Origin of the sequence: Phocoenobacter uteri (assembly GCF_900454895.1) — a bacterium.
Lineage (GTDB): Bacteria > Pseudomonadota > Gammaproteobacteria > Enterobacterales > Pasteurellaceae > Phocoenobacter > Phocoenobacter uteri.
This window is the reverse complement of sequence record NZ_UGTA01000001.1, coordinates 743,243-763,707: the sequence shown is the minus strand read 5'-3', so window position 1 is coordinate 763,707 and position 20,465 is coordinate 743,243. Positions and strand designations below refer to the sequence as shown.

General features: G+C 35.7%; 16 protein-coding genes and 1 riboswitch. Of the genes, 14 read left to right on the top strand and 2 right to left on the bottom strand.

The features are described from left to right. The first annotated feature begins 299 nt into the window (after window positions 1–299). The 11 genes from pnp (at window position 300) to truC (ending at window position 13,726) form a co-directional block, all read left to right on the top strand. A complete protein-coding gene (pnp, locus tag DYE60_RS03340; RefSeq protein WP_115315221.1) occupies window positions 300–2,441 on the top strand; it encodes a polyribonucleotide nucleotidyltransferase in 2,142 nt (713 codons plus the stop codon). A gap of 410 nt (window positions 2,442–2,851) precedes the next feature. Then, on the top strand, window positions 2,852–4,702 hold the full coding sequence (locus DYE60_RS03335; protein WP_115315220.1) for a DEAD/DEAH box helicase: 1,851 nt from the start codon (window positions 2,852–2,854) through the stop codon (window positions 4,700–4,702). Between the two features lie 69 nt (window positions 4,703–4,771). Further along, window positions 4,772–5,659: a VirK/YbjX family protein gene (locus tag DYE60_RS03330; RefSeq protein ID WP_115315219.1), complete on the top strand. Its 888-nt coding sequence runs from the start codon at window positions 4,772–4,774 to the stop codon at window positions 5,657–5,659. Next, a complete protein-coding gene (gene tadA / locus DYE60_RS03325) occupies window positions 5,660–6,190 on the top strand; it encodes a tRNA adenosine(34) deaminase TadA (protein WP_115315218.1) in 531 nt (176 codons plus the stop codon). It abuts the gene before it with no gap. Between the two features lie 62 nt (window positions 6,191–6,252). Beyond that, window positions 6,253–8,121: an SLC13 family permease gene (locus DYE60_RS03320; protein WP_115315217.1), complete on the top strand. Its 1,869-nt coding sequence runs from the start codon at window positions 6,253–6,255 to the stop codon at window positions 8,119–8,121. A 105-nt stretch (window positions 8,122–8,226) separates the two neighbouring features. Continuing rightward, window positions 8,227–8,652 (top strand): universal stress protein, encoded by a 426-nt coding sequence (locus DYE60_RS03315; protein ID WP_115315216.1) that lies wholly within the window; start codon window positions 8,227–8,229, stop codon window positions 8,650–8,652. Between the two features lie 183 nt (window positions 8,653–8,835). After that, on the top strand, window positions 8,836–11,466 hold the full coding sequence (alaS, locus tag DYE60_RS03310) for an alanine--tRNA ligase (RefSeq protein ID WP_115315215.1): 2,631 nt from the start codon (window positions 8,836–8,838) through the stop codon (window positions 11,464–11,466). A gap of 54 nt (window positions 11,467–11,520) precedes the next feature. After that, on the top strand, window positions 11,521–11,715 hold the full coding sequence (csrA, locus tag DYE60_RS03305; protein WP_115315214.1) for a carbon storage regulator CsrA: 195 nt from the start codon (window positions 11,521–11,523) through the stop codon (window positions 11,713–11,715). A gap of 61 nt (window positions 11,716–11,776) precedes the next feature. Then, complete coding sequence (gene galU, locus DYE60_RS03300) at window positions 11,777–12,655, top strand: UTP--glucose-1-phosphate uridylyltransferase GalU (RefSeq protein ID WP_115315213.1); 879 nt, start codon at window positions 11,777–11,779, stop codon at window positions 12,653–12,655. Between the two features lie 29 nt (window positions 12,656–12,684). Beyond that, window positions 12,685–13,002, top strand: coding sequence for a YqcC family protein (locus DYE60_RS03295; protein ID WP_115315212.1), 318 nt, complete (start codon window positions 12,685–12,687; stop codon window positions 13,000–13,002). Between the two features lie 7 nt (window positions 13,003–13,009). Beyond that, entirely contained in the window at window positions 13,010–13,726 is a 717-nt protein-coding gene (truC, locus tag DYE60_RS03290; RefSeq protein ID WP_115315211.1) for a tRNA pseudouridine(65) synthase TruC, read from the top strand. A gap of 56 nt (window positions 13,727–13,782) precedes the next feature. Here truC and DYE60_RS03285 read toward each other — a convergent pair whose 3' ends face one another. Continuing rightward, on the bottom strand, window positions 13,783–15,054 hold the full coding sequence (locus DYE60_RS03285) for an isochorismate synthase (RefSeq protein WP_245942671.1): 1,272 nt from the start codon (window positions 15,052–15,054) through the stop codon (window positions 13,783–13,785). Window positions 15,055–15,191: 137 nt separating this feature from the next. Here DYE60_RS03285 and DYE60_RS03280 point away from each other — a divergent pair, with 137 nt between their 5' ends. Both DYE60_RS03280 and DYE60_RS03275 read left to right on the top strand, forming a co-directional pair. Beyond that, the gene (locus tag DYE60_RS03280; RefSeq protein ID WP_115315209.1) at window positions 15,192–16,406 is read left to right on the top strand and encodes a pyridoxal phosphate-dependent aminotransferase; all 1,215 of its coding nucleotides are present in this window, start codon (window positions 15,192–15,194) and stop codon (window positions 16,404–16,406) included. Between the two features lie 24 nt (window positions 16,407–16,430). Then, window positions 16,431–17,837, top strand: a complete 1,407-nt coding sequence (locus tag DYE60_RS03275) for a YcjX family GTP-binding protein (protein WP_115315208.1) — start codon at window positions 16,431–16,433, stop codon at window positions 17,835–17,837. A 49-nt stretch (window positions 17,838–17,886) separates the two neighbouring features. Here the strand turns inward: DYE60_RS03275 and DYE60_RS03270 are convergent, their stop codons facing one another. Further along, complete coding sequence (locus tag DYE60_RS03270) at window positions 17,887–18,297, bottom strand: H-NS family histone-like protein (RefSeq protein WP_115315207.1); 411 nt, start codon at window positions 18,295–18,297, stop codon at window positions 17,887–17,889. Between the two features lie 148 nt (window positions 18,298–18,445). After that, window positions 18,446–18,632: riboswitch (Lysine riboswitch) on the top strand. Window positions 18,633–18,749: 117 nt separating this feature from the next. Here DYE60_RS03270 and DYE60_RS03265 point away from each other — a divergent pair. Continuing rightward, window positions 18,750–20,270 (top strand): Na+/H+ antiporter NhaC family protein, encoded by a 1,521-nt coding sequence (locus DYE60_RS03265; protein ID WP_115315206.1) that lies wholly within the window; start codon window positions 18,750–18,752, stop codon window positions 20,268–20,270. Window positions 20,271–20,465: the final 195 nt, after the last annotated feature.

The following is a 20,465-nucleotide window of genomic DNA, read 5'->3' as shown; positions in this document are numbered from 1 at the left end:
GAAAGATTATTCACTTGAAGTATTACCTGTAATTTATCCTGACTGAAGCAATATTAAAGCACCGGAAAGAGTAGAAAAAGAATAAATTCATATTTATATATACCATTTTATTTCATAAAACTAGGCGACAATCTTTAAAAGTTGTTGTATAATGCAAACGTTTTATTTCTGTGTACTGAGAGGCGGCTATCAAAAGTTATTTTTCTACCTGAGTAATGAAGGGAAGATGATTTTTGCTAGTCGCAATTTTTTAGGAATAAAACAGAACCTTAGATATTCAAACTTATATAGGTAATGTAATGAATCCAATTGTAAAACAATTTAAATACGGTCAACATACCGTGACACTAGAAACGGGTGCAATCGCTCGTCAAGCAACAGCTGCTGTAATGGCAAGTATGGACGATACAACAGTATTCGTTTCTGTTGTTGCTAAAAAAGATGTAAAAGAAGGGCAAGATTTCTTCCCATTAACGGTAAACTATCAAGAACGTACTTACGCAGCGGGTCGTATTCCAGGAGGTTTCTTTAAACGTGAAGGTCGTCCATCAGAAGGCGAAACATTAACGGCACGTTTAATTGACCGTCCTATTCGTCCTTTATTCCCAGAAGGTTTCTTAAATGAAATCCAAATCATTGCAACAGTGGTGTCTGTAAACCCACAAGTTAGCCCTGATTTAGTGGCAATGATCGGTGCGTCAGCAGCACTTTCATTATCTGGTGTGCCTTTTAATGGTCCTATCGGTGCGGCTCGTGTTGGTTTTATTAACGATCAATTTGTTCTTAACCCAACTATTTCTGAGCAGGCTATGAGCCGTTTAGACTTAGTCGTAGCAGGTACGCAAAATGCAGTACTTATGGTTGAATCAGAAGCAGACATTTTATCAGAAGAGCAAATGTTAGCAGCGGTTGTGTTTGGTCACGAACAACAACAAGTTGTAATCCAAAACATCAATGAATTAGTTGCGGAAGCGGGTAAACCTCGTTGGGATTGGAAAGCACCTGAAGCAAATACAGCGTTAATTGAAAAAGTAACAGCATTAGCAGAATCTCGTATTGGTGACGCGTTCCGTATTACTGAAAAACAAGAGCGTTATGCAAAAATTGATGAAATCAAAGCAGACGTTATTGCACAATTAACAGCAGAAGATGCAGAAGTATCAGAAGGTGAAATTGTTGATATTATTACTTCATTAGAAAGTAAAATTGTTCGTGGTCGTGTAATCGCAGGTGAACCTCGTATCGATGGTCGTACCAAAGAAACCGTTCGTGCGTTAGACATTTGTACTGGTGTACTTCCTCGTACTCATGGCAGCGCAATCTTTACTCGTGGTGAAACACAAGCATTAGCTGTAGCAACATTAGGTACTGAGCGTGACGCTCAAACTATTGATGAATTAACAGGTGAGAAAGCAGATCGTTTCTTATTCCATTATAACTTCCCTCCATATTCTGTGGGTGAAACAGGAATGGTTGGTTCGCCAAAACGTCGTGAAATCGGTCACGGTCGCTTAGCAAAACGTGGTGTTTTAGCGGTTATGCCAAGCGCAGAAGAATTCCCTTATGTTGTGCGTGTTGTTTCTGAAATTACAGAATCAAACGGTTCTTCATCAATGGCTTCAGTTTGTGGTGCTTCATTAGCATTGATGGATGCTGGTGTACCAATTAAATCAGCGGTTGCTGGTATTGCAATGGGTCTAGTGAAAGAAGGTGATGATTTTGTGGTTCTTTCAGATATCTTAGGTGATGAAGATCACTTAGGCGATATGGACTTTAAAGTTGCGGGTTCTCGTGATGGTATTACTGCATTACAAATGGATATCAAAATTGAAGGTATCACACCTGAAATTATGCGTATCGCATTAAACCAAGCAAAAGGTGCAAGAATGCACATTTTAGGTGTAATGGAACAAGCAATTTCTGGTCCTCGTGAAGAAATTTCAGATTTTGCACCAAGAATTTATACGATTAAAATCGATCCTAAGAAAATCAAAGATGTAATCGGTAAAGGTGGTGCAACTATTCGTTCATTAACTGAAGAAACAGGCACTTCAATTGATATCGATGATGATGGTACAGTTAAAATTGCCGCAACTGATGGCAATGCAGCGAAAAATGTAATGGCTCGTATTGAAGAAATTACCGCAGAAGTAGAAGTAAATACTGTTTATAACGGTAAAGTAACACGCGTTGTTGATTTTGGTGCATTCGTTGCTATTTTAGGTGGCAAAGAAGGACTTGTTCATATTTCACAAATTGCTGAAGAGCGTGTAGAAAAAGTTGCTGATTACTTAACGCTTGGTCAAGAAGTAAAAGTAAAAGTTGTTGAAATTGATCGTCAAGGACGTATCCGTTTAACAATGAAAGGTATTGAAGCCGCACAAAGTGAAGAATTACCACAAGAAGAAACTGTTTCAGAAGTGGAACAAACAGAAGAATAATCAATATTATTTTATTCTAAAATTATGTAGAGATGGGGGATTATCCTCTGTCTCTGCAGTGTTTTATAATTATTTTTATAAAACACAACTGCAAAACAAACACTCAAATTTAATCAAATAGAAAAGATGATTATCTTTTCCATCTAATTAGCGGGTCAGTAGTAACTTTGTTGGGTATCGTTTTGCATTATTTAGTTTAGCTTAATAAAAGGCTAAAACTAATATCCCGTTATTGTTGGGAAAATTGAAACGATAAAGCGGTCAGATTTTTATTAAAATTTGCAAATTTCTAGCAAAATTTAACCGCTATACTCAATAAATGTTAAACAGTTTTGACTGCTTATCTCAACGATATAATTTTTTATTCAATGAAAAGTCATTGGGGCTTTTCATCATTTTTTTGGACATATATGACAACCGAAACACAAATTCAAACAGAAACTCAAACACAAACTTTTGCCGATCTAGGTCTACCAGCAGCATTACTTGATGCTGTAACAGAAATGGGATTCGTGACACCGTCACCAATTCAAGCAGAATGTATCCCACATTTATTAAATGGTAACGATGTGCTTGGTATGGCACAAACAGGGAGCGGTAAAACGGCTGCGTTTGGTTTACCTTTATTAGCACAAATTGCACCAAGCCAACGTCATCCACAAATGTTGGTAATGGCACCAACTCGTGAGTTAGCGATTCAAGTTGCTGACGCATTAGAGCAATTTTCAAAAAATATTAAAGGGTTAAATGTTGTGACCGTTTATGGTGGACAACGTTATGATATTCAATTACGTGCTTTAAAACAGGGTGCACACGTTGTTGTGGGTACACCAGGTCGTATCTTAGACCATATTCGTCGTAAGACTTTAGATCTTTCACAATTAAAAGCGATTGTATTAGATGAAGCAGATGAAATGTTACGTATGGGCTTTATCGATGATGTTGAAACAGTAATGGCTGAATTACCAGAAGATCACCAAACAGCATTATTCTCTGCAACAATGCCAGAAGCAATCCGTCGTATCACTCGTCGTTTTATGAACAATCCGCAAGAAGTGAAAATTAAAGCGACACAAAAATCAGCACCTGATATTGATCAGAGCTACTGGTTAGTAAATGGTTTCCGTAAAAACGAAGCATTATTACGTTTCTTAGAAGTAGAAGATTTTGATGCATCAATTATCTTTACTCGTACTAAAAATGCAACTATCGATGTAACTGAATTATTAGAGCGTAACGGTTTCCGTGCAGCAGCATTGAATGGTGATATGACACAAGGTGCGAGAGAACAAACCTTAGAGCGTTTAAAATCAGGTCGTTTAGATATCGTGGTTGCGACGGATGTGGCAGCACGTGGTATTGATATTGAGCGTATTAGTTTAGTGGTAAACTACGATATTCCATTAGATTCAGAAAGCTATGTTCACCGTATTGGTCGTACTGGCCGTGCTGGTCGTTCGGGTAAAGCATTATTATTTGTTGAGCCAAGAGAGCGTCGTTTATTACGTAACGTTGAAAATTTGATGAAGAAAAAAATTGATGAAGTTCAAGTACCAGATCATTCAATGTTAATGGAAAAACGTAGCGAGAAATTCAAATTACAAGTGTCTAAACAATTAGAACACCGTGATTTAGAAATGTATCGTCAATTATTAGAAGATTTATTCACTGCGGATCAAGATCACGAAGAATTAGCAGCAGCAATGATGATGATGTTAACTCAGAATAAAAAATTGATTCTTCCACCAGATGCAAAAGTACGTCCTGCAAGAGCAGAGCGTAGAAATGATCGTGATGGAGGTCGTAATGATCGTCGTGGTGGTCGTGAACATCGTGAAAGTAACGGTGTAAAAATGGATGTATATCGTATTGAATTGGGTCGTGAAGATGGTGTTGAAGCACGTCATATCGTGGGTGCAATTGCAAACGAAGGGGATATCAACAGCCGTTACATTGGTCATATCAAGTTATTTGATAAACATACAACTTTAGAATTACCACAAGGTTTACCAAAACACGTTGTACAACATTTTGCGAGTAAATCACGTGTATTAAATAAACCAATGCAAATGTCATTTGTTGGCGAAGCTGATCAACAATCGGGCGGTCGTCGTGATGACCGTGGTGGCAGAGGTCGTGGACGCTCAGATGATAGACGTGGTCGTTCAAATGGTGGACGTGGCCGTCGCGATGATCGTGGTGGTGCACCAAAAGAAAAACGTTTTAATGAGCGACGTTCTGATAGACGCAGTAGCCGTTAATTATCAACAATCCTAATAAAAAGCTGAGTTTTCTCAGCTTTTTGTATTCTTTATTACCGAGAGAAATATATGTCTGAAAAAATGATTTTTTCACATTTTCCTAGTGCCGTAGAAATGTATATTCAAAATGGCGATCGTCGTTTTTTGAAGCGTTGTCGTAATATGCTTCGTTATAGTTTAGCTCGTTTAATATGTGGAAATAATACGGATAAACTGATTGATTTTATCAATAAAAATCCAATTTGGAGCAATGTATTTAAGCAGGATCTTCACCGTTTTAATGCCATTTTATTTAAACATGCTGATAAACGTTTTTCAGCTCAACAGCGACTAGATACTATTTGCAATACGTTTGTTGAAATAGAATCGTTATTAGGGTCGCAAAAGAGTCAGCAACTTGTTGAAGATAACACAATCAAATTGGTGCAGCTTACCGACGATTTTTCCTTAAATTTAGATATTTATACTATCGATCCTTTTGAAGGGTTTTTCTCTTTGAGTTTGGTCGATAATGAAAATAATCATCTTTATAACGCTTCTTTTGTACTTCTTTCTGAAAATAGATTATTGGTTACTTGTATTCAAGGACCTCGTGGTGAGGAAGCACAGGCGATTGTGAGAAATTTGACTAAGAAATTGCACGGCACACGCCCAATGTATTTGTTAGTTGAAGGATTTAAAGTAGTTGCACAAGGAATGGGTAAAACACTTGTTGGGATTCCATTGGAAAACCAAGTTAAAAAACGTTGGTATGGTTCACAAAAAGTCCATTTTGATTATAACGCTTTTTGGCAAGAAAATGGGGCAATGCGTGCCAATGATTATTGGCAACTACCATTACAAATTGAACGTCGTAATTTAGATGAAGTTGCAACAAAAAAACGTTCTATGTATCGTAAACGTTATGCAATGTTTGATCTTATGGAAACTGAAATAATAAAAGGAATCAAGGCGTAAATGTTTATTCAATCTACGCAAACGAGTTGTTCTTTAGCTATTTCAGAACAAGATGAAGCCTTTATGCGTTATGCCTTAACACTCGCTGATAAAGCTGAAGCTGAAGGCGAGATTCCTGTTGGTGCTGTATTAGTTGATAAGCTGGGTAATATTATTGGTGAGGGGTGGAATCAATCCATCTCTCTTTGTGATCCAACGGCTCATGCTGAAATACAAGCGGTTAGATTTGCAGCAAAATTTGCAAAAAATTATCGATTATTAGATTGTACACTTTATGTAACATTAGAACCTTGCACAATGTGTGCGGGGGCTATTTTGCATAGTCGAATTGGGCGTTTGGTTTTCGGTGCGAGTGACTACAAAACGGGGGCGATTGGTTCGCGTTTTCATCTTTTTGAAGACTATAAAATGAATCATTTTTTAGAAATTCGAGGCAATGTCTTACAGGCTGAATGTAGTCAAAAAATCAGTCAGTTTTTTAAGAAGCGACGATTAGAAAAAAAGCGTCAAATTAGCCAAAATAATATTTAATAAAAAGTAGCATTCTGTTAATCTATATAGGCATTTCATTTGCTACTTAATAGGGAGGAATCATGCTTGCGTCCATTCTTAATTTAAACACCACTCTTTTTAATTCCTCTTTATTTTGGACTCTTACTTTTCTTATTATTGCCGTTATTCTATTTATTAGAAATAAATTGCGAATGGATATCGTCGCATTATTGGTTATTCTCGCATTTAATTTAAGCGGTATTTTAACCATTCAAGAAACCTTTGCAGGGTTTAGTGATCCTAATATTATTTTGATTGCATTACTTTTTATTGTCGGAGAAGGGTTGGTTCGTACAGGCATTGCTTACCAAGTTAGTGAATGGTTAATGAAAGTTGCTAAAAATAGTGAAGTAAAAGTATTAGTGTTGCTAATGCTATCTGTGGCTGGATTGGGGGCTTTTATGAGTTCGACGGGGATTGTCGCTATCTTTATTCCTGTGGTGCTTGTGATCTGTCAGCAAATGAATATCTCGCCAAAACGTTTAATGATGCCATTAAGCGTGGCAGGGTTAATTAGTGGAATGATGACATTGATTGCCACAGCCCCAAATCTTGTGGTAAATGCTGAATTGATTAGAGAAACTAATGTACGATTAAGCTTCTTTTCTTTTACACCAATAGGGATTTTGATTCTTATTTTAGGTATTTTTTATATGCTTATTGCCCGTCGTTGGTTAAGTGATTCGACAACAGATGAAGATAGCGAAGAAAACAAACATTCCATAAAAGATCTTATTGATGAATATCATTTACAAGAGAGAACCCGCAGTTTTATTGTTCATCAAGGATCTGATTTTATCAATACCCCTGTCGGAGATTTACATTTACGTACGAATTACGGCTTAAATATTTTGTTTATTGAACGTTGGAAACGCTTTAGACCCATATTTTTAACCTCTTTTTTAAGTAAAATTGAGATTAAGGAAAAAGATATTTTATTAGTGGATGTGAGTGATCCTGAATTAAATTTGGAAGAATTTTGTCAACAGCATAATTTAGAAGTAGTTGAAATTCGTCAACAAAATTTTACTCGCACCTCAAAATCTATGGGAATGGTTGAGATTACACCAACACCAACAAGCGACTATTTAGGGCATTCTGTCAGTGAATTAAAATTTCGATCAAAATACCGTTTAAATATTATTGGTATTAAGCGTAATAATGAAATATTGGAAGGAAATATTGCAGAAGAGCCTTTGAAAGCGGGTGATTTATTATTAGCTGTTGGCGATTGGAAGTTTATTCAAGAAATGCGAAATAAAACTTATAGTTTTTTTGTTTTAGATTATCCTGCTGAAATTGAACGAGTGTCTCCGGCTCAGAGTCAAGCACCTCACGCACTTTTAGCTATTTTTATAATGGTGTTTTTAATGGTAACAGGCATTGTTCCGAATGTTGTTGCAGCCTTGATTGCTTGTCTAATGTTAGCTCAATTTCGTTGTATTGATGCTAAATCTGCCTATAGTTCTATCCAGTGGTCAAGTTTAATTTTAATTATTGGAATGATGCCTTTTTCTATCGCACTTCAAAAAACAGGTGGTGTGAATTTAGCAATTGATTATTTATTAACTATTGTGGGTGGCTGGGAAACTCACTTGCTTTTGATGAGTTTATTTGTTGCTTGTGCGGTGGTTGGATTATTTATTTCTAATACAGCAACAGCGATTCTAATGGCACCAATAGCGATAGAAATGGCGAACCAGTTAAAGGTTTCTCCTGTACCTTTTGCTATGGTTGTGGCTATTGCTGCCTCAGCCGCTTTTATGACACCTATTTCCTCACCAGTGAATACAATGGTGCTTGGTCTAGGGGGGTATAAATTTAGTGATTTTGTAAAAATAGGCGTACCTTTTACTGTATTGGTTATGTTGGTAACCGTATTTGTTGTACCTGTGCTATTTCCATTATAAAAATAATTTATTTTTTGTTGAAAATGTGATCTATACCAAGTTTTTTTATTTTATAAAGTGTTAGTATGAAGTTGGTAGAGTAATCATTAACACAAGGAGTTCATTATGTATAAACACGTATTAGTTGCTGTGGATCTTTCCGAAGAAAGTCTTGTTTTATTACGTAAAGGAGCAGAAGTAGCAAAAGCTTGTAATGCAAAACTATCCATTATTCATGTCGATGTTAATTTTTCAGATCTTTATACTGGATTGATTGATATAAATATGACTTCTGTTCAAGATAACGTCGTAGAAGAAACTATTCAAGTTTTAACAGAACTTTCTGAGAAAGTGGATTATCCAGTCACAGAGCGTTTAAGTGGAATGGGGGATTTTAGCCAAGTCTTACAAGATGCTGTTGATGAGTATAATGTTGATTTGTTAATTACAGGGCATCATCAAGATTTTTGGAGCAAATTGGTTTCATCGACTCGTCAAGTAATGAATGCACTGTCAGTGGATATGTTAGTTGTACCATTAAAAGATAGTTAAAATTTGAAGGGGATATCCTGATATTTACAAAATTTTATGAGAAATAAACCGCTCGTGACCGTGCTAGCGGTTTATTTTTATAAAATTAGTAATAAAATTATGTAATCTAACTAATAAATATTTTATAAAATAATAAATTTATGACAAAATAGCCCCCTAAATTGATACATAGAGTAATTACCAATGAAAACGACTTCACAAATAAGACAATCTTTTTTAGATTTTTTTGAAAGCAAGGGGCATTCAGTTATAGATAGTAGCTCGCTTGTACCAGAAAATGATCCAACATTACTGTTTACCAATGCGGGGATGAACCAATTTAAAGATGTATTTTTAGGTTTAGATAAACGCAATTATTCGCGTGCAACAACCTCACAACGTTGTGTGCGTGCAGGCGGTAAACATAACGACTTAGAAAATGTAGGTTATACTGCACGCCATCATACTTTCTTTGAAATGCTAGGTAATTTTAGCTTTGGGGATTACTTCAAGAAAGATGCGATCCATTTTGCGTGGGAATTTTTAACATCATCACAATGGCTTGCTTTACCAAAAGAAAAATTATGGGTAACTGTTTATAAAACAGATGATGAAGCGTACAATATTTGGCGTGATGAAGTAGGCGTGCCAGCTGAACGTATTATCCGAATTGGCGATAAAAGTGAAGACCAACCGTATAACTCAGATAACTTCTGGCAGATGGGTGATACAGGACCTTGTGGACCTTGTTCTGAAATTTTTTACGATCACGGAGATCACATTTGGGGAGGCCCACCAGGAAGCCCAGAAGAAGATGGTGACCGTTATATCGAAATTTGGAACTTGGTATTTATGCAATTTAACCGTCAAGCAGACGGCACAATGGAAAAATTACCAAAACCATCTGTTGATACAGGAATGGGCTTAGAGCGTATCAGTGCAGTATTGCAACACGTTAATTCAAACTATGAAATTGATATTTTTGAGACCTTAATCAAGGAAGTTGCAACACAGTTAAATGTGACCGATTTAGATAATAAATCATTACGTGTTGTAGCGGATCATATCCGTTCTTGTGCTTACTTAATCGCTGATGGGGTTGTACCTTCAAATGAAGGGCGTGGTTATGTTCTACGTCGTATTATTCGTCGTGCAGTAAGACACGGAAACTTATTAGGTGCAAAAGAGAGCTTCTTCTATAAATTAGTACCAACCCTTTCTAAAGTAATGGGTAAAGCGGGTGATTTATTAACAGAAAAACAGGCTCACATTCAAAAAACCTTAAAAGCAGAAGAAGAGCAGTTTGCTCGTACACTTGAACGTGGTTTGAGTTTATTAGAAGATGCGTTATCAAAAGTTGAAAATAACGTATTATCTGGCGAAGTAGCCTTTAAACTTTATGATACCTATGGCTTCCCATTAGATTTAACGGCGGACGTTTGTCGTGATCGTGAAATCAGTGTTGATGAAGCGGGCTTTGAAAAAGAAATGCAAGCTCAACGTGAACGTGCGAAAGCGAGCAGTAGTTTTGGTATGGATTACAACAATGTAATCAAAGTTGAAGGTACAACTATTTTTGAAGGTTATACTGAAACAACGTTAGATGAATCAAAAATTATTGCGTTATTCTGTAATGGCGAAAGTGTTGAGAGCATTCAATCTGGTGAAAATGCGGTTGTTATTCTAGATCGTACGCCGTTCTATGGTGAATCGGGTGGTCAAGTTGGCGATAGCGGTCATATTTTTACAGAAATTTGCAAATTTGCGGTAAATGACACGCAAAAATACGGTGGTGTATTTGGACATATTGGTCAGTTAGAGAGTGGTTCACTTTCTGTGGGTGATACGGTTAAAACTCAAATTGATGAACAACGCCGTAACGCAATTAAGCTGAACCATAGTGCAACGCATTTATTGCATTCAGCGTTACGTCAAGTTTTAGGCACACACGTGGCTCAAAAAGGTTCATTAGTTGCCGAAGATATTTTGCGTTTTGACTTCTCTCAACCTGAGGCAATTACTAAGCAACAGCTTGAAGAGATTGAACAAATCGTGAATCGTGAGGTACGTAAAAACTCGCCAGTCACAACCGAAATAATGGATATTGAAACGGCAAAAGAGCAAGGTGCAATGGCATTATTTGGTGAGAAATATGGCGATAAAGTACGCGTTGTTAAAATGACGGAATTCTCTGTTGAATTGTGTGGAGGAACACATGTAACACAAACAGGTGAAATCGGCTTATTTAAACTTATTTCAGAAGGTGCTGTTGCGGCGGGCATTCGTCGTGTAGAAGCAGTAACGGGCGAAAAAGCACTAGAATGGGTACAACGTCAGCAAAAAATGGTACAGCAAAGTGCTGAACTTTTAAAAGCAGATAGTGCTTCATTAGTAGAAAAAATTCAACAGTTGCAAGAGAAAGCTAAACGTACAGAGAAAGAGTTGCAACAGTTGAAAGAGAAAATGGCTTCACAAGCAGGGGCAGACTTAGCAAAACAGGCTGAAAATATTAATGGCGTAAATGTAATTATTCAACAATTAGAGAATGTTGAAACAAAAGCATTAAGAACAATGGTTGATGATCTTAAAAATCAATTAGGTTCTGCTGTTATTGTCTTTGCGTCTGCAATGGGAGAAAAAGTTAATTTAGTTGTCGGTGTTTCTAAGGATACGACTTCAAAAATTAACGCAGGGCTGTTAGTTAATGAGATGGCTCAACAGGTTGGTGGTAAAGGTGGTGGTCGTCCAGATATGGCAATGGCGGGCGGTACACAACCAGAAAACATCAATGTTGCTCTTGCGAAAGCAAAAGACTGGATTCAAACAAAACTATAAATAAAATTTCTGTTTGATATCTATAGGAGATATTTTCAATAAAGGAGAAAAATCATGCTAATTCTTACACGTAAACTAGGTGAAAGTTTGCTTATTGGCGACGAAGTTGAAGTTACCGTACTTAGCGTTCGTGGCAGTCAAGTGAAACTGGGTATTAAAGCACCTAAAGAAGTGTCTGTGCATAGAGAAGAAATCTATAAACAGATTAAAGAAACAGAAAAAGAGACTCAGCAAGATCAAGATTCGTAAAAAATCAAGAAAATCAGACCGCTTATTATAAGCGGTTTGACTTTATTTATAAGGATTCACAATGAAAGTTATTATCCCTGTTGCGGGCTTAGGAACAAGAATGTTACCTGCAACGAAAGCGATACCAAAAGAAATGCTAACTATTGCAGATAAGCCATTGATTCAATATGTTGTGAGTGAATGTGTAGCTGCAGGTGTAAAAGAGATTGTTCTTGTGACACATTCGTCAAAAAATGCCATAGAAAACCATTTTGACACCTCTTTTGAATTAGAAACGATGTTAGAAAAGCGAGTGAAACGTCAACTTTTAGATGAAGTACGTTCCATCGTGCCAAAAGATGTGACGTTAATCCATGTGCGACAAGGGCACGCCAAAGGATTAGGGCATGCGGTATTATGTGGTAAAGCGGTGATTGGGGATGAGCCTTTTGCTGTTGTGCTTCCTGATGTGCTATTAGCAGATTTCTCTGCGGATCAAACAAAAGAAAACTTAGCTGCAATGATTACACGTTTTGAAGCAACAGGGCATAGCCAAATTATGGTGTCGCCAGTACCTGAAAGTGAAATTAGTAGCTATGGTATTGCTGATTGTGATGGCGTTGAACTTAACGGTGGTGAAAGTACTAAAGTCGTTAGAATGATTGAAAAACCTAAATTGGAAGAAGCACCCTCTAATTTAGCGATTGTTGGTCGTTATGTTTTCTCAAAAAGCATTTGGAAACTGCTAGAAAGAACCCCAATAGGTAAAGGTGATGAAATTCAGTTAACAGATGCAATTGATATGTTGATTGAGAAAGAAACCGTAGAAGCCTTTAGAATGACAGGTAAAACCTTTGATTGTGGTAATAAGATCGGCTATGCCTCTGCGTTTGTGGAATATACCTTAAACCACCCACAATTAGCTCAAGATTTTAAAGCTTACTTAAAAACATTACTCTAATTTCACTGCTTGTTTTATAAACTAATTGAATGAAAACACAAATACTCCAGCACTTAAATGAATTACAAGCTGTAATGCAACAACACCAATTATGGGAATCTATTCCGCCTTCACAGCAAGATCTTGCGAATGATCAACCTTTTTGTATTGGTACGCTTTCAGCGACACAATGGCTACAATGGGTATTCATTCCTAGAATGAATGCATTGATAGATGCGAATGCGGGTTTGCCACAAAACTTCTCTATTACACCTTATTTAGAAGAAGCCTTGAAAAATGAATCTTATTTGGCTTCATTATGTAACCCTGTTCATCAAATTGAAACCAAGCTATCTAGTAGCAAATGAAGTCGTAATGGAATTAGAAATTTTATATCAAGATGATGATCTTGTTGCCATCAATAAACCAGCAGGAATGTTGGTGCATCGTAGCTGGTTAGATAAGCACGAAACTGTTTTTGCAATGCAGACGTTACGTGATCAACTTGGGCAACACGTGTTTCCTATTCATCGTTTAGACCGTCCAACTTCTGGTGTGTTACTCTTTGCGTTAAATAGTGAAACCGCACGCTTGATGAGTGAGCAATTTGAGCAACATCAAGTTAAAAAAAGTTATCTCGCCATTGTGAGAGGGTATCTTAATGGCGAGGGTAGAATAGATTATCCCCTTAAAATTCAACTAGATAAAATTGCTGATAAATTTGCCTCACAATCAAAAGAGCCACAACAAGCTATCACGGATTATTGCTGTTTAAAACAAGTAGAAATGTCTTATCCTGCAGGGAAACATCAAACCGCTCGTTACTCATTGGTTGAATTATATCCTCAAACAGGACGAAAACATCAATTAAGACGCCATTTAAAACATTTATTCCACCCAATTATTGGGGATTCACGTTATGGCGATTTACATCAGAATAGAGCATTTGTGGAACATAATCCTTGTTCTCGTTTATTTTTACATTCACAATCATTGCATTTTATTCATCCTAAAAAAATGCAAAAAATTGAAATTATTGCACCGCTTGATGAACAGTGGCAAAAGACATTTCAGTTCTTTGGTTGGGAATAATGAAAATCACAAACTGAGGTATAATCTATGAAGGATAAACATTTATCCGTCATAGATTATTTTAATAGCTCAGCCATCGCTAATGCTTTTCTTTCAATTTCTTGCCATTCTGAATGTGGATCAGAATCTTGCATAATGCCAGCACCAGCGTAAATAGTAATGGTATTTTTGTTTATTTGAGCTGAGCGTAAGGTCACGCAAAATTCTGCTTGAGCTTGGTTAAAAAAACCGAGTGTGCCAGCATACCATTGACGTTTGAAATTTTCAGTTTGGTTGATAAATTCTATCGCATTCGGACGAGGTAACCCTGCAATAGCCGCCGTTGGGTGGATTTGGTTTAGGCAATCAATATCACTAATATTTTCTTTTAATTGCATTTCAATAAAACGACGCAAGTGTTGTACTTTTGGTAAGCGTTTGAGATGTATATCACTCACAATCACAGAACTTATATAAGGTGCTAGGTGAGAACAGATGTCATCAACAACATATTGATTTTCAAGAGTGTTTTTTGAATCATTCAATAACCATTGCCCATTTTTTTCTGTTTGAGTCGGATCTTCGGTTACGGCCACTGTACCTGCAAGTGCTTCGGTGTAAAACCGTTGTTGTTCTCTTTTATAAAGTCGTTCAGGGCTTGAACCAATAAAGGCTGAGTATCGGTCTTCTTGGTATAAAAAATGAAAACAGTGTTGGTTTTTTTGTTGGCTGAGAGCGAGCAGTTCATAAGCTGAGATCGTTTCTTTACACTTAAAATTGGTAGCATTTGCAAGCACGACTTTGTTAAAACAGCCCTGTTTTATTTTTTCAATAGCCGACTGAATATTACGCGACCATTGTGAAAAGTCTGTCGCTTGGGTTGTTTCTAATATTGTGTATTGCGTTTGATTTAAGGTGCTGGCATTGTCAAATTTTTCCAAAATATCGTGAATTTGTGGTATTTCGGTGTCTAAATGATCAGTGTCAACCATTAAACAAGCGGTCATTTTTTTTTGATTTTTTGCAAATAGTAGACGAGGAAGTATAAATGTGGTTTGCCCACAAAATTTTATTCCGCCTAATAACGTATTATTATTTTGTTGATTAAATTGTTGAGCCTGTTGGATATTATCAAAGCTTTTCACTGTCCCGATAGCTGTTAATGTTAAATTATCATCTCGGTTTTGCCAGTAGAATTTAGGGAAAATTGATTGAGCATTGAGCCAACGTAAAAACAAAGTGTTTTCAGCCTTTTTATTAGATTGAACTTCAATTTTAATTAACCCTTTGTTTGGAATAATTTGTGTTAATTCATATTCAAGTTGTTGTTTTAATTGATTAAATAACATAATTTACAAATTTTAAAAAAAATCTAACCGCTTATCGTGTAAAAAGATGACTATTCTAGCGTATTTTTTCTTTAAATTCTTAATAAATCAAGGTAAAGTTATTCAAAATAGAAATTTAGTCGCAGTATGAGGATAAAATGAAACAATTTCTAAAATCAGCTAAATTAAATGATGTGCGTTATGATATTCGTGGCCCAGTTCACAAAGAAGCCTTACGATTAGAAGAGGAGGGGCATAAACTTTTAAAATTAAATATTGGAAATCCTGCTCCTTTCGGTTTTGAAGCACCAGATGAAGTCGTGGTAGATATTATTCGCAATTTGCCAAAAGCACAGGGCTATGGCGATTCAAAAGGGCTTTATTCGGCACGAAAAGCAATAGTTCAATATTATCAATCAAAAGGAATACGTGATATTGATGTCAATGATGTTTATATCGGTAACGGTGTATCTGAGTTGATAACAATGACAATGCAGGCTTTATTAAATAATGGCGATGAAATTCTCATTCCGATGCCAGATTATCCACTTTGGACGGCTGCAGCGACCCTTGCTGGGGGAAATGTAAAACATTATTTATGTGATGAAGAAAATAATTGGTTCCCTGATATTGAGGATATTCGCTCTAAAATCACTCCAAAAACTAAAGCGATCGTTGTTATTAACCCAAATAATCCAACAGGCGTGGTATATAGCCGTGAGATTTTATTAGAAATTGCACAAGTTGCTCGTGAGCATAATTTGATTATTTATGCTGATGAGATTTACGATAAGATTTTATATGATGGTGCGGTACATCATCATATTGCTGCTCTTGCCCCAGATTTGTTTACTATTACGTTTAATGGATTATCTAAGGTGTATCGTGTGGCAGGATTCCGTCAAGGTTGGTTTGTGTTAAGCGGGGCAAAACATAAGGCGAAGAGCTATATTGAAGGTTTAGATATGCTTTCATCTATGCGACTTTGTGCCAATATGCCAATGCAACACGGTATTCAAACAGCGTTAGGCGGTTATCAAAGTATCAATGAGCTTGTACAAGAAGGGGGGCGATTATTAGAGCAACGTAATATTGCGTATGATTTAGTCACTCAAATTCCAGGTATTACTTGTGTAAAACCACAAGGTGCGATGTATCTTTTCCCTAAAATTGATACTGAAATGTACAATATTGAGAACGATCAGCAATTTGTTCTAGATTTTTTAAAGCAAGAAAAAGTGTTATTGGTTCACGGAACAGGTTTTAACTGGCATAAACCTGATCATTTCCGTATCGTAAGTCTTGCTTATACACATCAGCTTGAAGACGCAATGGAACGATTAGCAAGATTCTTGAAAAACTATCGTCAATAATATTTAAAACAAGAAGGCGATACAATGTTTAATACGATTACACATAAAGTAAATGATGTGGTGCATAGGGTAACGGATGATCATTTACGATTAGCCGTAACAGGATTGAGCCGTAGTGGTAAAACAACGTTTATTACAAGTCTTGTTGATCAACTATTACATATCAATTCGATTAACAATGCACATTTAAAATTATTTGCTCCAGTGAAAAATGGACAGATTTTATCTGTAAAACGAGTGGAGCAGGGCGATTTAACTTTGCCTCGTTTTGATTATGATAAAAATCGTCGTTGTTTTGAAACATTGTCACCAAGTTGGTCGCCTTCTACTACTGGAATGAGTGAAATTCGTTTAGCTATTCATTATCAGCGTCAAGATGGCTTATTCCGTTATATCAAAGAGAAAAATACGCTTTATTTAGATATTTTTGATTATCCTGGTGAATGGTTATTAGATTTGCCAATGCTTTCTCAAGATTTTAAACAATGGTCTTTAAATCAACAACAAGTACATTATGGTGAGCGCGCGGAATTAGCTCAACGTTGGCTGACAGAAGTGCAGCAGTTAGATTTGATGGCTGAAACTGATGAAAACCAACTTGCAGATTTAAGTGAAAAATACACCGCTTATTTACTGGAATGCAAGAAGCAAGGTATGCAATATATTCAACCTGGACGATTCGTGTTACCAAGTGAATCAAAGGGAGCCCCTGTTTTTCAATTTTTTCCATTGTTAAATCTATCAGAAGAACGTTGGGCTGAGTTAGAAAAAAGCTCAAAGAAGAGCACTTATCATACATTGAAAAAGCGTTATCGTTATTATCAACAAAAAATAATAAAGCCTTTTTATGAAGATTATTTCTCGCAATTTGATCGACAAGTTATTTTAGCGGATTGTTTAACACCTCTCAATCATAGCCAACAAGCGTTTATTGAAATGAAAATTGGGTTGCAACAACTCTTTAAACATTTCCATTATGGCGAGCGTTCGTTATTTTATCGTTTATTTTCTTCTAAAATTGATAAATTACTCTTTTTAGCAACGAAAGCTGATCATATTAGTAGTGATCAACTTAGTAATTTAGAAAGTTTAATGCGTCAACTGGTGCAAGAAGAAGGGCAATATAAACAGTTCGGTAATATTGAGACAGGCTATTATGCCGTTTCAGCCATTCGAGCCACAGAACCCATTATCGTAACTCAAAATAATGAGACATTTAAAGCAATAAGAGGTATTAGAAGTTCAGATAAAAATTTAGTCACTTTATATCCAGGCTCAGTACCAAATCGTTTACCTTCTGCTGATTTTTGGGATCATAATCATTTTGAATTTGAGCAGTTTGAACCAAAACACTTGGAATTTGATGAAGTAATACCTCATTTAAGAATGGATAGTGTATTGCAGTTTTTATTGGCAGATATGTTGGATTAAAAGAAATCCCTCAGTTCGAATGAATAGAGGGATGTTCTTCATAGTATCGTTAAATTTCAAACTCAGTTAATAAGCAACCATTATTTAATGCTTTTTGTATTATTTTTGGTGTTCGCCCTTGACCTGTCCACGTTTTTTCATTACCAAATTCATCAATATATTTATATTTTGCAGGGCGTGGTTTTATTTTTTTACGCGGTTTAATGCCAGTCTTGGCTGAATTTAAAAATGAAGCGAGTTCTTCAGGCGTCAATCCGTCTTCTTGCAACATCTTTTTATATTTACTTAAATTCTCAAGATATTTTTTGTGAGCTGTCTCACGTTTTTTTACATCGCATTTTCTTTCTTCGACAACCTGTGTTAATTTTTTTAAGGCTAATTCAAGTTCTGGTAAAGAATATTCATTTGCCATTTTTCTTAACGAGCGAATATTTGTAAGTATTTTAAATAGTTCTGCCATATAGCCCCCAAACAATTAAAATTGTTTATATTTTAACTAATGTTTTAGATATTACAAATAAAATTCTTGTAATTTATTAAAAAAATTAAATAAAAATGTAATTTTTTATTGGCAAAATAAATTTTTTAATGTAGTCTTATCTCATCCTGCAAATTGTAGAGGTGCGAAAATCAAGAGTATTCTATTCGAGTGGATAACGTTGAAGATAGAAAAAAGGGAGATTCGCCGAAATCAGTTTAAGTGTCGGCTTGACTGGTTGGGGTTATATCCGAAAGGAATAACACTGTCATCATCAATAATATTAATTTTATAGATGATGGAGGGCTACTGTGATGGATTAAAATATAATGGATTATCACTAATCTTTTCTATGTTAATCAAATTTCATTTCTAGTAGAACTCGCCTTTATTTTTGTTTGATATTTATTTTTATAAACACAATTGGAGGTTTTATGAGTTTCATTGATTATTCAAATTCTATGTGGTCGTTAGTTCCACCTTTAATAGCACTATTACTTGCTATTTTTACGCGTAGAGTTATTTTATCGTTAAGTATAGGTATTATTGTTGGCGCTATTATGCTAAATAATGCAGACATATTAAATACCCTTATTTATATTAAAAATAGTATTATTTCATTGGTTTATGACGATGGAATAAATTCTAATAGCGTTAATATTTTACTCTTTCTTGTTATATTGGGTGTTTTAACAGAATTATTGAATATTTCTGGTAGTAATCAAGCTTTTGCAAACTGGGCTCAAACAAAAATTAAAAATCGTCGTGGTGCAAAATTGATGACTGCTAGTCTTGTTTTCTTTACTTTTATTGATGATTATTTTCATAGTTTAGCAGTTGGAGCCATTGCTCGCCCTGTCACGGATAAATTTAAAATTTCCCGAGCTAAACTTGCGTATATTTTAGATTCAACAGCAGCTCCGATGTGTGTGTTAATGCCCATTTCAAGTTGGGGAGCATATATTATGACTCTTGTTGCTGGTTTATTAGCTACGCATTCAATTACACAATATTCACCGATTGAAGCCTTTATGACGATGAGTGCGATGAACTTTTATGCTATTTTCTCAATTATCATGGTGTTTGTTGTCTCTTATTTTTCATTTGATTTAGCTTCAATGACAAAATTTGAACGCAAGGCTCAAGAACAAGAAGATAAAATAGAAGAGCATTCTATTGAAGAAGGAAAAGTTCGTAATTTAATATTGCCTATTATGGCTCTTATTTTAGGTACAGTTGCTATGATGATTTACACTGGGTATGATGCTCTCATTAGTGATGGTAAAGAGTTTAGTATTTTAGGTGCATTTGAAAATACAACTGTTGGTATTTCATTAGTTATCGGTGGGCTTTTAGCTTTAGGTGTTGCGACAATCTGTATTCTTATTGATCGTAAATTCCGTGCAATTAACTTTACAAAAGTTATTTTTATTGGTGCAAAATCAATGTCGGGAGCAATTTTAATTCTGTGTTTTGCGTGGACAATCAACGGTGTAGTTGGTGATATGCACACAGGAAAATACCTTTCAACTTTAGTTGCAGGTAATATTGATGCAGCATTCTTACCTGCTATTTTATTTGTACTTGCAACAGGCATGGCATTTTCAACAGGTACAAGCTGGGGAACATTTGGTATAATGCTACCAATTGCAGCTTCAATGGCCGCAAATACGGATCCAACGCTTGTATTGCCTTGTCTGTCTGCTGTAATGGCGGGAGCTGTTTGTGGCGATCATTGTTCTCCAATTTCAGATACAACCATTTTATCTTCAACTGGAGCAAGATGTAACCATATCGATCATGTAACATCGCAATTACCTTATGCTTTACTCGTTGCATTTTCTACAATACTTGGTTATTTAACTTTAGGATTTAGTAATTCGATACTTGCTAGTTTAGGTGTCACTATGTTTACATTTATTACATCCATTGTCATTTTTAAGAAAAATGATTAGTTAAAAATAATTTTCTCTTAAGCCGTTGTATATAACAACGGCTTTTTTTATTCCAAAATGAAATAACTGTTTTTATTTATTGTCTTTAAAGCAAAGGTTATTTGCATTTTATTGTATTTATCATAACTAATAAAAATATATAATATGCTCATCTAGACAGCAGAGACTTTTTACGTCAGTTGTTTTAACTTTATT

What these genes read in the sequence shown, in the direction of transcription:
- truC (WP_115315211.1), top strand. Translation starts at nt 13,010, where the DNA reads ATGGAATTAGAAATTTTATATCAAGATGATGATCTTGTTGCCATCAAT.
- galU (WP_115315213.1), top strand. Translation starts at nt 11,777, where the DNA reads ATGAAAGTTATTATCCCTGTTGCGGGCTTAGGAACAAGAATGTTACCT.
- DYE60_RS03280 (WP_115315209.1), top strand. Translation starts at nt 15,192, where the DNA reads ATGAAACAATTTCTAAAATCAGCTAAATTAAATGATGTGCGTTATGAT.
- DYE60_RS03265 (WP_115315206.1), top strand. Translation starts at nt 18,750, where the DNA reads ATGAGTTTCATTGATTATTCAAATTCTATGTGGTCGTTAGTTCCACCT.
- DYE60_RS03285 (WP_245942671.1), bottom strand. Translation starts at nt 15,054, where the DNA reads ATGTTATTTAATCAATTAAAACAACAACTTGAATATGAATTAACACAA.
- DYE60_RS03335 (WP_115315220.1), top strand. Translation starts at nt 2,852, where the DNA reads ATGACAACCGAAACACAAATTCAAACAGAAACTCAAACACAAACTTTT.
- DYE60_RS03330 (WP_115315219.1), top strand. Translation starts at nt 4,772, where the DNA reads ATGTCTGAAAAAATGATTTTTTCACATTTTCCTAGTGCCGTAGAAATG.
- pnp (WP_115315221.1), top strand. Translation starts at nt 300, where the DNA reads ATGAATCCAATTGTAAAACAATTTAAATACGGTCAACATACCGTGACA.
- DYE60_RS03295 (WP_115315212.1), top strand. Translation starts at nt 12,685, where the DNA reads ATGAAAACACAAATACTCCAGCACTTAAATGAATTACAAGCTGTAATG.
- alaS (WP_115315215.1), top strand. Translation starts at nt 8,836, where the DNA reads ATGAAAACGACTTCACAAATAAGACAATCTTTTTTAGATTTTTTTGAA.
- DYE60_RS03320 (WP_115315217.1), top strand. Translation starts at nt 6,253, where the DNA reads ATGCTTGCGTCCATTCTTAATTTAAACACCACTCTTTTTAATTCCTCT.
- csrA (WP_115315214.1), top strand. Translation starts at nt 11,521, where the DNA reads ATGCTAATTCTTACACGTAAACTAGGTGAAAGTTTGCTTATTGGCGAC.
- DYE60_RS03275 (WP_115315208.1), top strand. Translation starts at nt 16,431, where the DNA reads ATGTTTAATACGATTACACATAAAGTAAATGATGTGGTGCATAGGGTA.
- DYE60_RS03315 (WP_115315216.1), top strand. Translation starts at nt 8,227, where the DNA reads ATGTATAAACACGTATTAGTTGCTGTGGATCTTTCCGAAGAAAGTCTT.
- DYE60_RS03270 (WP_115315207.1), bottom strand. Translation starts at nt 18,297, where the DNA reads ATGGCAGAACTATTTAAAATACTTACAAATATTCGCTCGTTAAGAAAA.
- tadA (WP_115315218.1), top strand. Translation starts at nt 5,660, where the DNA reads ATGTTTATTCAATCTACGCAAACGAGTTGTTCTTTAGCTATTTCAGAA.